Below are 13,851 nucleotides of genomic sequence, written 5' to 3'. Positions count from 1 at the left end.
TGTCCACAAACCTGACTATGCGGGTTGAGCTGGACCTTCAAGATAGCCGTGCAGCACATCCGCCACGTGGCACGCGCCCTGGCCGCCGATAGGCAGTCTGGTGGCCGACGCTCGCCGAAAGGTTTGCGCCGACCACCGAGGTAATCCTCCGTGGTCAAACGACGGGCCGACGTCGTCCAGGTCTTTCCCAACCCCGCCGCTCTGGATCGGCTCGCCGCCGCGGTCCTGGCCGAACTCTTCACCGACCAGCCGACCCCACCACGACGGCTTCCCACACAAAAAACGGAATCCCATGAGCTGGACTGACTACACCACTTCGTGGGACACCACCCATGACTTCAGCAGCCGCAGGCTGCTGCGCGTCGGCGTCCCCGGCGGACTCATCTACGAGTGCATATATGCCGCATGGCCTGAAGTGACGACTGTTTAGTGGCACAGGATGTCTTCTCGGCGCCCCGGGCGACACCGCGCGGCTACGTGCAGCTCTCGCGGTCATCCGAGCAGATGCCCGTACACCGCCTCCGGTACCCCCACTTCCGTATACGTCAACGTTGCCTGTTCCCGCAGGCGGGCGGCTGCCGCGCTGTTGCTCGGTTGGACGGCGTGGGCGAGGGCCGTCAGGGCGCGGGCCTCGCCCAGGCGGTGACCGGTCGCGCGGTGGGTGGTCAGGGCGCGCTCCGCGAGGGATGTGGCCTCGGGGTAGGCCGACTCGGCCAGCGCGGCCGCGCTCAGGATGGTCAGGGCCTGGCCCTCCACCACGCGGAAGCCGTACCTGCGGGACAGGATAAGAGCCTCCTCGGCGGGGCGGGCGGCGTCGCTGGGGTGACCGTGGTCGTGACGGGTGAGGGCCAGAGCCATGAGGCTGTCTGCTTCGGCCCGGCGGAAGTGCGCCTTGCGGGCGAGGGCGTGGGACTCTGTGGCGGCGCGGAGGGCGGCTTCGAAGCGGGACTGGGCGCGGTGCGCGGACGCGACCGTGGTGAGGATGCCGGACTGGATCCAGTGGCGCGCCGGACTCCGGAACATGCCCAGGGCCCGTTCCGTCGCCTCCAACGCCGCGTCATAGTTGCCGAGTTCGACGTGGATCTTCGCGGCGGCGTCGAGCATCATCGCGTGCCCGATGCGGTATCCGCCGTTGTCGCCCGTGGTCACCTTGGGGGCGAGGGCGGCCAGGCCGTCGGTGAGGCGGCCGAGTTCCCAGTAGACCGGGCCCAGGACCTGCAGGGCGAGGCTGTCGGACCACCACGTGACGTTCCTGTTGCGGCGCAGTGCCTGTTCGAGGTGGTCGGCGGCCTCGTGCAGTCGGCCCAGATCGCGCGCGGTCATCCCCAGGCCGAGCAGCCCGAAGGCCTCGAAGTAGTGGTTCTCGATGTCTCTGGTGATGGCCAGGCCCGCGCTGAGGCCCTCGTGTGCGCGGTTCAGGTGGGCCGTGCTCCAGTCGACGTAGCCGTTGACGCCGGTGGCCATGGCCTCCACTTCGGGCCAGCCGAGTTCATTGCTGATTTCCCGCACGCGGGTGCAGTGTTCCATCGCCCTGTCGGGGCGGCCGCGGTCCCACTGGGTGATGCCGAGGATGCTGTGCAGGACGGCCTGGCCGTGCAGATCGTTCTCGGCCGCCGCCGCGTCCAGAGCCGTATGCGCAAGCGCCTGCCAGGTCGCTCGCGGCACGTGGAGCCAGAAGTAGCCGAGCAGCGAGGACAGCAGGTGGGTGACGATGGGGTACGGGCCGTGGTGGCCCGCGTGATGGATCGCGGCGAGCAGGTTGGCCCGCTCCTCCTCCAGCCACCGCGCGGCTTCGGCGGTCGACGGCAGCGACGGCATGCTGTCCGACGACCCGCCGGTGTCGAGGGCGGTGGGGAGGATCGGGTAGAACCACGTGCCCGCGGTGGCGCGCGTGGCGTGCACGTACCAGAGCAGGACGCGTGTGAGTGCCGCGGCACGCTCCTCGGCGCTCTCCTCCACCCGTGTGCATTCGCGCGCGTACTCGCGCAGCAGGTCATGGAAGCGGTAACGCCCCGGCGTGGCCGATTCGATGAGGTGGGCGGCGGCCAGTGTCCCGAGCAGCCGCCGCGCACGCGAGGTTGGTACGTCGAGCAGTGCGGCCGCGACGGATGCCGTGAACTCCGCTCCGGGGAACAGACCGAGCAGCCGGAACAGCCGTTGCGCAGGGGGTGCCAGTACCCCGTACGAGACGGAAAAGGCCCTGCGCAGCGGGGAGTTGATGTCGCCGTCCAGCTCCAGAGCCTCGAGCCTGGTGCCGTGGGACATGTCATCCGCGAGATCGCCGAGGCCGAGCCCCGGATCGCCCGCGAGCCGCGCGGCAGCCACACGTAGGGCCAGTGGCAGGCCGCCGCACAGGTCGATCAACCGGTCCGCCGCGTGCGGCTCCCCGGCGATCCGGTCCGCGCCGAGCGCCCTACTGAGCAGCGCGCAAGCCTCGTCCGGCGCCAGAAAGTCCAGTGGCAGCGACTGCGCCCCGTCGAGCGCCACCAGGTCGCCGAGCCGGTTGCGGCTGGTGACGACGACACAGCAGGACGGGCCGCCCGGCAGCAGCGGACGCACCTGTTCGGCGGACGCGGCGTTGTCGAGCAGGACGAGCACGCGCCGATCGGAGACCAGTGTCCGGAACGCGCGCGCCTGCGCATCGACGCTCGCCGGAACCTGCGACGCCTCCACTCCCAGACTCCGCAGGAACAGCTCCAGGGCCTCGCTGGGCTCGAGCGGCGGCCGTTCGTGGTCGAACCCGTGCAGATTCACATACAGCTGACCGTCCGGGAAACGATCACGTACCTGGTGGGCCCAGTGCACCGCCAGCGCGGTCTTGCCGATGCCGGCCGCGCCACCGATGGCGGAGATCACCACGGTGCGCGCCGGTCCGGGAACACTTCCTTCCACCGTCGGCAACAGTGCGTCCAGGTGGGCGAGTTCATCGACCCGACCGGTGAACCCATAGGGCACGTGGGGGAGTTCGGCGGGAGCTGTGGCGCTGGCTTGGACGTGGGGAGTGCGTGTCTCGGCTGGTCTGCCGAGTGCGGCATCGTCGTGGCGCAGCACCGCCTCGTGCACGCGGCGCAGATCCTCCCCGGGATCGACGCCGAGTTCGTCCCGCAGCCGGATCCGAAGCTCCTCGTACTCGGACAGTGCCTCGGCCTGACGCCCGCAGCCGTACAACGCCCGCATGCGCAGGGCAGGCAGGGACTCGTCGTACGGGTCGGACGCGGGCAGGCTCGCGAGCGCGTCGAGCGCCTGCGTGCAGCGGCCGAGGCGGATCAGGCAGTCGAGCCATTCGAGGTGCGCCGTGCGCCGGCGCTGCAGGAGCCGCTGCCGCTCGGATGCGGCGTACGGCCCGGGCAGGCCGGCCAGCGGCTCACCGTCGAACAGGTCGAGCGCATCAGCGAGTTGGCGTTCTGCGGCGGCTGTGTCGCCGGCCTCCCGGGTGCGCCGGGCACCCTCGACCAGCTCCGCCAGGTCCATCACGTCGAGGCGGGCCCCCTCCGCGGCGAACCGGTACCCGCCCCGTTCCCCGCGGATGGCCGACTGCTCGGGCCCGACTCCCGACGCGTCGAGCGAGCGGCGCAACTCATAGACATAACTGGGCAGTACCTTGTGTCCCGACCCGGGTGGTCTATCGCCCCATACTGCGTCGAGTACCTGCTCACGACTGACCAGTCGCCCCGGACGCAGTGCGAGCGCGGCGAGCACCGCTTGCCGCCGAACCGGCCCGAGGGGCACCGGCACACCGTCGCACCAGGCCTGCAGCGGTCCGAGCACCGACAGCCGTAGCCGGGGCGGCGCCGACTGCTCCTGGTGCCGCCGTGAATCCGCGCCCACTCTGAATCCCCCGCCCGCGCCACGTATTTCACCAAGATTTCATTGGTATTGGAGCGCCTTACGTGACGGTGTGCAAGTGCGGCGGCCGGCACAGGGGAGCGGCCGCCGCAGCACCGACTCGCGGAGGGAACGCGCACGTGACCGTTGTCGACCGACCACTCACCACGCTGCTCAGGCAGCGAGGCCTCTTCCTCACTCAGGAGCGCAGCGACGCCGCCGAGATCATGTACGTGTGCGTGCGGGACGGCCTCCCCGGTGGCTACCCGGTCGGGTACGTTCTGCCCTCGCGCGCCGGAACCTGGTTCGCCTACGCACGGGCGCGCCCCGGCCGGATCTTCGCCTGCGACCAGGTCGATTCGGGCTTGTTCAGCCTCGTGTCGGCGGTGCGGGCCGTCCTGGAGCACGCCCACTTCGGGGACGTCCTGCAGGCCTTGGAGCGCGCAGCCGGTGTCACTACCACGTACACCGCAGACCTGCCCCGCGTCCACGTCGCCCGAATCGCCGCGGTCGCCGGGCCGGACGGCCTCGCCCGCCTCGGCCGAGGCCGGGTCCGGCTCACCGCGACCACCGTCGCGTACCTGCGGGGCCTGCCGCGGCGACTGGACTGCTACGTGGACGAGGAGAACCGGATCCGGGTGGAGGGTGAGACCTATCTGCTGACGCGCGAGGGCCGTCCTGGACCATCACCGAGCTGAGTAGTCCGAGGCCGTTCGCAAGAGGTCGGGTTGGGTGGTGAACGCTCATTGGCGAAGGCGAGGCATCAAGGTCGCAGCCGTGGCGTCAGGGGCTGTAGTCCCTTCCGGTAGGGCGGCCCCTCGGTGATCGTGATGTCTGCACGGCGGTCCGCCTGCCCTTTCGGATCCGACCGACTCGCAACACAAGCAGGCCGAGTCATGCCGAAAAGCCGATATCTCCCTGTGTGTGACCACCTCCGCGGGAGACTCCCGTCCTCGCGCGAGCATCAGGGGGAACCATGACAGGCCAGCCGCCACGCCCAGACGAGGGCGACCTCGCCCGCTTCCACAATGGCGACACCCTCGACAACATCCCGATCGTCCAGTTACCGCAGAGCGACGAACCGTTGCGTTGGCGCCGCGTGCCCCTCTTCGCCGTCGTGGTACTCGGCGCTGCCGTGATCGGCGGCCTCGCCTCGGTCGGCATCCTCACGCTGGTCGACGGCGATGGGCACGAACGTACGGACCGCGCGGCCGGAGGAGTTCACACCCCAGCCAACTCCGCGCTTGACACGCCTTCGTCGGCGTCATCCTCACCGGAGCCGACGGAGGACCCGTCGACTCCGGCAGTCGAGCCGAAAGCTGCCGCGTTGGAGCAGGTTCGCGTTATTCAAACGCCGTCCACGGGCGGTGATGCGGGGGCTTCGTTCTGCCTGGTCTACACGGGCTCGTATTCCGGGGCTGAACGTGACGCGATCCTGTTGTTGGAGCCGCCGGCCTATCAGTGTCAGGACATGTTGCCGGTCGACCGGACGGGCCAGAGGGCGCCGTTGGTGACGGAGGCTCCGGTTTGTGAACCCCCGTCGAGGGCCGCGGTGTTGAGCTTTGCTGAGACGGGCGGGTGGGAGGACGAGGTGATGTACACGTGTCTCTCTGAGCATCGCGGTGCGTAGTGGCGGTGAGGTCGTCGAGGGGATTCCGGTCCGTCATCCCCACCCGGCCGCTATCACGTCGCCCTCGACCGCGGCAGCACTCGACGGGATGTCTTCACCCGCGACGAGGGAGAAGACCATCAGGTCGCGCTCGCCGCGACTGAGCAGTAGATGGGGCGCGGCAGGATGTGGAATGCGATTGGGTAGGTTGCGTCAGGCGGGGTGCTGTCGATCGTCAGGGGTGGCACGCCCACGAGGCCCGGGAACCGGATCTGTACTGTCCCCGTTCTTCCGAAGTCGCGAGTGCAACTGTCGGGCCCTCGATGCCCCGATGTGCAACTCCTTGCGCAGGACCTCGGCAGATGCGGAGCGCTTGTTCAACTCTCGATGTCTGGCGTCGATTTGGCGAGCTCGTTCGAGTAGAGGATCTTCCTGGTGGCGAGCACGTTCCGGTTTGGCTTCCGCCCTGCGCACGTGACTCGGCCCCGGCACGTCCGCTGGCCGGTGCACCAGCAGCTCCACCGAAAGCAGCAGCGCGACCGGCGGCCAGCCGGCCACCAGCACCGGTTTCCACGCCAGTGTCGGGGCGGCCGCGATGTTGGCTGCCAGGGACACTGCGATGCCGAGCAGGAATGACAGCCATACGAGGTGGTGTGCGCGGTGTGTGCCGGTGCGGGTCTGCCGGAGCAGGGCCGTCGTTGCCAGTAGGAGGAGGCCGTCCACCGACAGGGGCCACAGTGATGCGCTGATCGGGTCCGCGCCGCCTTGTAGGGCGAAGGTGCGCTGATGGACGTAGGAGGCGTATGCGGCCACGCCCGCGACGGTGAGGGCGCATGCGCCTCGGAGCCAGGAGTCGAGTTCGGGGAGTTGGGGTGTTCCCGGTCGGCTGGGCTCCTGGCTCGGGGCGGGTTTCCTGCGTGGGAGGTTCATTGAGCGTGCTGGCTCTGTGCCGCGGCTGGGTGTTGGTGCTTACTCGGGGCCGTCGTCCGGAGGTGTCGGGTGGGGCGGGGTGTGGCGTTCCGCCCAGTGCATCAAGGGCACGAGGGCGTCGAGGAGTTCTTGTCCGGCCGAGGTGATGCGGTAGGTGGTGTGGTACGGGAAGTCCGTCTCCCGGTCCTTGTCGATCAGGTCGAGTTCTCGCATCTTCGTGAGGGTGCGGGTCAGGACGGACTCTTGCAGGTAGCGCCGGCTCGAATTCTGGGCCGTCTGGGCGGAGTTGCCGTTGCTGCGCACGTCTTTGAGTAGCTCGCCGTATTGGCGGGGGCCGGGGGTCAGGGCCTCCAGTACGTCCGGGAGCCACTCGCGTCGCAGTAGGCGCAGTGCGTAGCGGGACCGTTGGGCCACCGAATGAGGTGTCGAGTGGGGCGGTGGTGGTACGTCGGTGTGGTGTTCCGGCTTGTCGCGGCGGAGCAGAGCGGTTCGCCAGCGTGCGAATCCGGAGTGCCACCGGTTGTTGATGCCGAGCGGGCGTCGCATGGCCGTGTGTTCTCGTCACGCCGGCGGGTGTGTGTCCGGTTCGGCGCAGTGGAGGAAGCGGTGCAAGGCGCGTGGATCGGTGAGGCCGGTGGTGTCCTGCGGCCTGACCAGCCAGTACGGCCCGGGAGGGCTGGTGGTGCCGGTGTCGGGGATCACGATGAAGCTGTGGTGACCGAGACCTCGTGATGGCGGGACGTTCCAGGCCGTGGCTGTGCCGAGGGGAGTGAGGAAGTAGAGGCTGGGGACCTTCATGTCGAGGTCGGCGATGACGGGGCCGAGCCGTGTCGGGGCCAAGGTGCGGAAGGCGCGGACGACGTTCACACCCAGGGCCTGTGGCACGCGAACCGCATCCCACCAGGTTCCCGCGGGGACTGCCTCCGCACCCTCTTCGGGTGTCCAGGCCGTGGAGTGGAGCAGGTCTGTTTGCCGGTGGGTCTTCATGGTGTGTCCAGGGGTGCGGAGCAGCGGTTGAGGAGCGTGGAGAGGACCGTGTAGACGTGCTCCACGCCGAGGGGCGATAGCGCCAACTCCCGTTCAGCTGCGCGCGGGAGACAGTGATGGGGCGCCAGCATGAGGCGGATTCCCATGTCGTAGCCGACTCCGGCGTCGTGGGAGGTCCACGGCTGTCTGGTGATGTCGGCGGTGCGGATGTCGGGGTGGGGGAGTGCGACGCGGACCTGGTCGCCGCCGTTCTGCTTGGCTTGGCGCAGGGCCGTGTCGCAGTCCAGCAGGAGATCCGCCAATGCGCCACGAGGAAGGTCGGTGGCGACGGCGATGCCCATGGAGATGGTCTGGCCGGCCAGGGTCGCGAAGACGCCGCGCTGTGTGAGTACGCGGACGGCGAGGCTGCGGACCTGGTCCCGCATCCTGCGGGCGAGCGTCAGGGTGTGGTTCAGGTCCAGGTCGGGCAGCAGGATGAGGAACTCGTCTCCGGCGCAGCCCCCGTAGCGGCCGACGATGCCGGTGTCACCGCTGCCGCGGCGGAGCACCTCCGCGATGGCGTGGAGCATGTTGTCACCTGCGGGGTGGCCGTAGGTGTCATTGATCGCTTTGAAGCGGTCGACGTCGGCGAGGATCAGGGCGAGTGAGCGTCGATCGCGGCGTGCGTCGTCCACGGTGGCTGCGGCGCGTCGGTCCCAGGTGTGCCGGTAGAGCGCTCCGGTGACCGCGTCGACGAGCGACTCGCCGCACACGGTGCAGCGGTAGGACTGCTTCTGCGCTTCGGCAGGCGAGGTTGGTGCGAGGGACTCACCGCTGGGTGGTGGCTGTGCGGCGCAGTCATCGGTCCGTGAGCCGTGGAGCGGCGTTGCGTGCTGAGCCATGGCCATCGTCCCCTCGTGGCGTCGGCACGAGCTCACGCTGTAGCGGCGGGCGTCTCGGATTGCCGATTCACGGCGCCGGCGGAAACAGGACCGGTATCGCGGCGGATCTTCCAGCGCCCACGTCCCAAGCGATAGTTCGTGCTTCAGTTATTCACGAATTGACAACTCTCGGATGATCGAGCGGAGTTGATGCGCAACTCCTGGTTGAATTCGATGGGGGGCGAGTCTAGAGTGCGGCAGTGCGGTTCTGTCAACTGGTTCTTGAGTAAAGGGAAATGAAGGGGTGCAGGTAGGGGTCCGCGTTCAGGAGGGATGATCTGTGCCGGGTGCTGCGGGGCGGCCGACATTGGCCGAGAGGCTTGAAATGCTCTTTGACGAGATCCGTCCGCAAGAGCCGACGGGACGTAGGTATACCCACGACGAGGTCGCCGCGGAGCTGCGGCGGGTCCAGCCCGGCCTGCGAGTCAGTGGCGCGTATCTGTCGGCTCTGAGAAACGGTTCCAAGCGCAACCCGTCACTGGATCTACTGACCGCGTTGGCACAGTTCTTCGGCGTATCGGCATCGTATTTCCTGGATCCGACGCCACAGGACCAGGCCGAGGAGGAGATCGCCCTGGCCAAGGTGGGGCACCATCCACAGGTCAGGAACCTCGCCCTTCGCGCGCTGGAGCTCAGCCCTGAATCCTTGGCCGTGGTGACGCAGATCGTCGAACGAGTACTGACCGATATCCGTCATGGACCGCCAAGCGCAGGCCAGGAGACCGTGAATCGAGACACCTCACAGCCCGATAGCTGACACGTGGTTCAGGTGCACCAGATGTACCAGGTGCACCCGGTACATCAGATGAACCACATGAATCCGTGGCTCCGGAACTTCATGCATATATGGAGGAGTTCGAGATCGATGAGTGAGCGCGACTTACGCAGACGCTGCCGACGATTACTCAATGAGCTGGAGATCCGGCCGCCTCTGGATGTGGACGAGTTATGCCGGCGCTTTGCGCAACAGCGGGGTAGAGATCTTCGACTCCTGCCCTTCGACATTCCCGTATCCGGGCCGTACGGGCTGTGGATCGGTCATGATCTGGCGGACTACATCGTCTACCAGCAGCAGACCAGCCCGGCCCACCAGCGGCACATCATCCTGCACGAGATCGGCCACATTCTTGCGGGGCACGAGAACCGCACACCACTCGAACTTCCCTTATCCCTCGGTCGAGGTGGGGCGGAGAGTCCGGACGGGCCCGTGCCGTTCCCCGACGAGAGTCGCATCCTGCACGCACTGGGGCGTTCGGCGTACGACCACGCTGATGAACGCGAGGCCGAGACGGTGGCGACGATCATTCTGGAGTGGGCGTCCGTCCTCGACCACGTCGTTTCGGGAGTGGCTGCCCAGACCGCTGCCCAACGCATGGACATGGCGCTCAGCGACCGGCTGGGGTGGCTATGAGTGGCATGCTCACGATGTACGGGATCATTGCGCCGCTCGTCCTGGTGTGGACAGTCCTGCGGCTGCGCCGGGCGCCGCAGGATCGGGCGCTCTGGTCACTGTGCGGCCTCATCACCGGGTGGACGCTGGCCTTTCCGTTCGGCCGTGCCGCGGACGCTGGAGCGGGATTGCTCGGCACGACTCCGATGGTGTCCCGCCTGATTGAGCATTCGCTGGACATCGTGTCCATGCACGGCTTGATCTGCTTCTACCTGTACTCGGCGTTGGAAGAGCGCGAGGCGGGGCGGCGAGCCAGGCTGTACGGGGTCCCCTTGGCGCTGACGTTCGTAGTCCTCGTGGCAGCGGCCTTGAGCACGCCTGAGGGCGTAGGAACGCGCGACCACCGTGTGACGAGCGTGGCCGTCTTCTACATAGCCGCGGACGCCTATCTCGTCTTCGCCTTCTCCAGGGCCTGGTTCTGGAACCGGTGTTACGCGCGCGGAGCCGGCCCTCGACTGCGTCGAGGCCTGCAGATCGCGGCCATCGGCATGATCGCCTTCGCCTTGGCCAACACCCTGTACATCGTGGCGGTCGTCCTCCATTGGACCGGCGGTGACGACGCATCCACCAACCTGGACACCGCCGGGGCTGCGTCGACCTCTCTGGGATGGTTCGCTGCCGTCTTTCTGATGCTTCCCGGCGTTGTGTTGTTCCTGGCCGGGGTCACGTACCCGGCCGCCGCGATGCGTGTGATGGCCTTGCGGGTGTGGTGGCGTCATCTCCTGCACTATCGCCGGCTGAAGCCCCTCTGGTCTGCCCTCCACGAACTGTTCCCGGAGAATGTGCTGCCGCGCGTCCCGATGAGTGCATGGCGCAACGCGCTCAACCCCCGGGCAGTGCACCGCCGTTACTACCGTCGAGCCATTGAGTGCCGCGACGGCCTGGTTCGCATCAGCCCATACATCAACCCATCGCAAACAGACGCCGACCGGGGCGCCCTGAGCGACGCGGAACTCTCCCACCGTCTGCGGCATGCGCTCCGCGCCCATGAGTCAGGGGAGCTCGCCTCCGCACACGCCGTCGCTGTCGCCGTGCCCCCGAACCCGTCCCTGGAAGCCGATGTCCGTGAGCTCATCGTGCTTGCTGACGCCCTCCGCACAGCAGATCCGAACGGAGAACCCTGATGCACGCATTGATCGTCGGTGGAGGTGTCGCGGGCCCCACGACCGCGATGGCGCTGCAGAAGGCCGGAATCACTTCCGTGGTGTACGAAGCCCATCCCGACGGCGTCAGTGAGCGCGGCGCGTTCCTCTCCCTGTTCGCCAACGGTATGGATGCGCTCCGTGCCGTCGACGCCCACCAGCTCGTGGTGGAGCGGTCATTCGCTGTGACGAGCATTGAGTTCGCCACGGGATCAGGGAAACGCCTCCGAGACGCGAGGATCGATCAGGACCGCTTCGGACGGCTGTCCGAACCGCGCACCCTGCGGCGTGCCGAGCTGTGTCGCGTGCTCGCCGAGGAGGCCGGGCGGCGCGGTATCCGCGTCGAATCCGGCAAGCAGCTCGTCTCCGCGGTACGCACTCCAGCGGGGCGCATCATGGCAACCTTCAAGGACGGCAGTGAAGCCGAAGGCGACCTCCTGGTGGGTGCCGACGGCATCCACTCAGTGGTCCGGCGCATGATCGACCCCGTTGCTCCCCGCCCCCGCTACACGGGCGAGGACCTGGTGTGCGGCTACGCGAGCAAGGCTCCCGTGAGTGCTCCGGACGAGACCATGCGCATGGTGTACGGCAAGAGGGCCTTCTTCGCGTACCTCACGACGCCTGGCGGAGACACATGGTGGTTCGTCAACATCCCAGGGTCGACGTCTGCTCCGGACAACCCTGCAGCTGCCACCCCTGAAGAGTGGAAACGCAGGGGCCTGGAGAGGGTGGCCGGAGACGACCGAGCTGCGTCGGACCTGATCCGTGCCACCGAGGACGACGTGGTGGGTATCAGCGTCTTCGACATTGCCTCCACGCCGCTCTGGCACGCCGGCCCGATGGTGATCATCGGTGATGCCGCTCATGCGGCGGCGCCCAACGCCGGGCACGGAGCGTCCATGGCTCTGGAGGACAGCGTGGTCCTCGCCAAGTGTCTGCGCGACATGCCCGGAGTGGACGCGGCCTTCACGCGCTACGAGCAACTGCGGCGCCCACGCGTTGAGGAACTCGTAGCCACCAGCGCAAGCATGAAGAGGCGTGCGATCCCCGGTCCGCTTCAGCGGCTCCTGCGCGACTTCATGCTGTCGCGGCTGCTGAAGGACGGCCCGCGCAACGCGGCCCCGTGGTTGACCCGTCATCACATCGACTCGGAGGAAAAGACCGTCCCCGAGGTAAAGGATCGGCAATGAACGCGTACTGACTCTGAAGTCCGTACGTGTACGCACCTTGCAGTCGGGGCGTGGGCCCGGAGTAGAGGAATGGATGCGCCGACCGTGCCGCGTGTGGTCGGCGGGAAACACCATCCGAATCTCCAGCCGATGGGGGAGGTGTCCGTTGTGCCAACCACGAACGGGCCGGGCGTGAGGTGCCATGCTCTCCACTCCGGAGCCACGGCGACGTTGCTGCTGTTGGTGGTTGCCGGATGCACCGACTCCGGCAACCACGGCAGCGCGAAGGACACGAGCAGCAGTGCCGGCCGCCCGAGTGCTGGGCCGACCGGCTCAGCCACCTCCAGCAGCCCGTCTGAGGCGGCCATCGCCCGGCGGCGAGCGACAGCCGCGTACCTCAGTATGTGGCGGGACATGGCAGCCGCGGCGCGGACCTCCGACTGGCGGTCACCGCTGCTCGCCCGTCACGCCACTGGGGCAGCTCTTGGTGCGATCACACGCGGCATGTATGCGGATCGCCGCAACGGCCTCGTCACCAAGGGGGCACCGCGCAACGCGCCCGAAGCCGCCAGGCTCAGTCCCCGTGCCGCTCCGATCGTGGCGTTGATCTCTGACTGTGGTGACTCCACCCACTGGTTGAAGTACCGCAAGGGGACAGGGAGATTGGCGGACCACCGTCCCGGCGGGCGACAGAAGATCACCGCTGAGGTGAAGAAGCAGGACGACGGAGCCTGGAAGGTCACACGATTCGCCGTGGAAGGGGTCGGGTCGTGCTGAATCGACAGCTCTGCGTCGCCGGCACAGCCGCGGTGCTCGTACTCGTCGGTGCCGTTCCTGCTCTCGGCGACAGTGGCTGGGGCACAGTGGACTGCTCGCAGAACCCCCATCCGGGCTGTGAACTCGGCGTCGGCAAGGGGGACGGCGGGAGTCACGGTTCCCGGCGTACGCATCCCAAGACACCTCCCCGTACCGGGGACGGCGGAAGAGAAGGCGAGAGCGGGAAGGGGAGCGGTGGCAAGGCCGCGCCCCGAGACCCGAACCTCGCCGACTGCGCTTACGAGCGCAGTAACTACAAGCCCCCGCCGGAGGTGGCCTCGGCCGCCTATCCCCGCTCGGCGGGAAGGCAGCGGTCCCGAGTAGTGCAGGTGAGGCTCATGCACGGGCTCGGGGCCGCTGGGGAGGACCCAGCACCGCAGGACAACGGCGGTTGGTACGTGTACCGGTGCACCAGCGGCGGGACACGGGACGCTTTCTACCGGCCGCCCGTGTGGATTCCGGATGCGGCAGATGGTGCTGGCGGCCCGGCCCAGGCCCCTGTCGTGGCGCCCGCCGAGCTCGCACGACGTGCCCGTGCCCAACTCCGGCTTGCTGCGCCAGAGATGGCCATGAGTCCACGGGGCGAGCAGTTGGCGAACTTGCCGACCTGGCTGTGGTTGGCGCGTGGTGACTGGCGGCGAGTGTCCGCGACAGCCTCGGTCCCGGGCGTTTCCGTGACTGCGGTGGCCCGGCCGACGAAGACCGTCTGGACGCTTGGCGACGGCGGTTCGGTGACTTGCCGAGGACCCGGCACACCGTATACGCGTGCGGTCGAGGCGAGCCGGCCGTCCCCCGACTGCGGGCACACCTACCGCACCACGCCGGCAGGCCGGCCGCACCGCGCTTACGCCGTCTCGGCCACCGTGCACTGGAAGGTCACCTGGCAGGGTGCCGGCCAGTCCGGCACGTTCCCGGACCTGACGACCACGTCGAACGCCACCGTTCGTGTGGCCGAGAGCCAGGCGCTGAACACTGGCGGCTGAGCGCGAGGTGTCGCCAACTC

General features: G+C 68.2%; 13 protein-coding genes. 8 read left to right on the top strand and 5 right to left on the bottom strand.

The annotated features are described in order from the left end of the window. Positions 1-292 precede the first annotated feature (292 nt). Positions 293-430, top strand: a complete 138-nt coding sequence (locus tag OKJ99_RS11170) for a hypothetical protein (RefSeq protein WP_326015792.1) — start codon at positions 293-295, stop codon at positions 428-430. A 62-nt stretch (positions 431-492) separates the two neighbouring features. On the opposite strand, the gene OKJ99_RS11165 is transcribed toward OKJ99_RS11170, so the two are convergent. Beyond that, complete coding sequence (locus OKJ99_RS11165; RefSeq protein ID WP_326015872.1) at positions 493-3,699, bottom strand: AfsR/SARP family transcriptional regulator; 3,207 nt, start codon at positions 3,697-3,699, stop codon at positions 493-495. Positions 3,700-3,965: 266 nt separating this feature from the next. Between OKJ99_RS11165 and OKJ99_RS11160 the strand changes: the two genes are divergently transcribed. Both OKJ99_RS11160 and OKJ99_RS11155 read left to right on the top strand, forming a co-directional pair. Continuing rightward, on the top strand, positions 3,966-4,523 hold the full coding sequence (locus OKJ99_RS11160; protein WP_326015791.1) for a hypothetical protein: 558 nt from the start codon (positions 3,966-3,968) through the stop codon (positions 4,521-4,523). 278 nt (positions 4,524-4,801) lie between these two features. Next, positions 4,802-5,455 (top strand): hypothetical protein, encoded by a 654-nt coding sequence (locus tag OKJ99_RS11155; protein ID WP_326015789.1) that lies wholly within the window; start codon positions 4,802-4,804, stop codon positions 5,453-5,455. A 192-nt stretch (positions 5,456-5,647) separates the two neighbouring features. Here OKJ99_RS11155 and OKJ99_RS11150 read toward each other — a convergent pair whose 3' ends face one another. The 4 genes from OKJ99_RS11150 to OKJ99_RS11135 form a co-directional block, all read right to left on the bottom strand. Continuing rightward, complete coding sequence (locus tag OKJ99_RS11150; protein ID WP_407700671.1) at positions 5,648-6,247, bottom strand: DUF2637 domain-containing protein; 600 nt, start codon at positions 6,245-6,247, stop codon at positions 5,648-5,650. Between the two features lie 156 nt (positions 6,248-6,403). Next, positions 6,404-6,910, bottom strand: a complete 507-nt coding sequence (locus OKJ99_RS11145; protein WP_326015786.1) for a winged helix-turn-helix transcriptional regulator — start codon at positions 6,908-6,910, stop codon at positions 6,404-6,406. Between the two features lie 15 nt (positions 6,911-6,925). Further along, the gene (locus OKJ99_RS11140) at positions 6,926-7,249 is read right to left on the bottom strand and encodes a hypothetical protein (RefSeq protein ID WP_326015784.1); all 324 of its coding nucleotides are present in this window, start codon (positions 7,247-7,249) and stop codon (positions 6,926-6,928) included. Positions 7,250-7,347: 98 nt separating this feature from the next. Then, on the bottom strand, positions 7,348-8,232 hold the full coding sequence (locus OKJ99_RS11135; protein WP_326015782.1) for a GGDEF domain-containing protein: 885 nt from the start codon (positions 8,230-8,232) through the stop codon (positions 7,348-7,350). Positions 8,233-8,551: 319 nt separating this feature from the next. On the opposite strand from OKJ99_RS11135, the gene OKJ99_RS11130 reads away from it, so the two are divergent. From OKJ99_RS11130 to OKJ99_RS11110, 5 genes are all read left to right on the top strand, one after another. Then, on the top strand, positions 8,552-9,028 hold the full coding sequence (locus OKJ99_RS11130) for a helix-turn-helix domain-containing protein (RefSeq protein ID WP_326015781.1): 477 nt from the start codon (positions 8,552-8,554) through the stop codon (positions 9,026-9,028). A 108-nt stretch (positions 9,029-9,136) separates the two neighbouring features. Continuing rightward, the gene (locus tag OKJ99_RS11125) at positions 9,137-9,682 is read left to right on the top strand and encodes a hypothetical protein (protein ID WP_326015779.1); all 546 of its coding nucleotides are present in this window, start codon (positions 9,137-9,139) and stop codon (positions 9,680-9,682) included. Between the two features lie 5 nt (positions 9,683-9,687). Further along, positions 9,688-10,845 carry an MAB_1171c family putative transporter gene (locus OKJ99_RS11120; protein WP_326015777.1) on the top strand — a complete coding sequence of 386 codons (1,158 nt, stop codon included), beginning with the start codon at positions 9,688-9,690 and terminating at the stop codon, positions 10,843-10,845. Next, positions 10,845-12,053 carry an FAD-dependent oxidoreductase gene (locus OKJ99_RS11115; RefSeq protein WP_326015775.1) on the top strand — a complete coding sequence of 403 codons (1,209 nt, stop codon included), beginning with the start codon at positions 10,845-10,847 and terminating at the stop codon, positions 12,051-12,053. Before OKJ99_RS11120 ends, OKJ99_RS11115 begins: the two co-directional genes overlap by 1 nt. Positions 12,054-13,531: 1,478 nt before the next feature. Beyond that, a complete protein-coding gene (locus tag OKJ99_RS11110; protein ID WP_326015774.1) occupies positions 13,532-13,831 on the top strand; it encodes a hypothetical protein in 300 nt (99 codons plus the stop codon). Positions 13,832-13,851 lie beyond the last annotated feature (20 nt).

This window comes from Streptomyces endophyticus (assembly GCF_035798155.1).
Lineage (GTDB): Bacteria > Actinomycetota > Actinomycetes > Streptomycetales > Streptomycetaceae > Streptomyces > Streptomyces endophyticus.
This window is presented reverse-complemented; position numbering and strand designations above follow the sequence as displayed.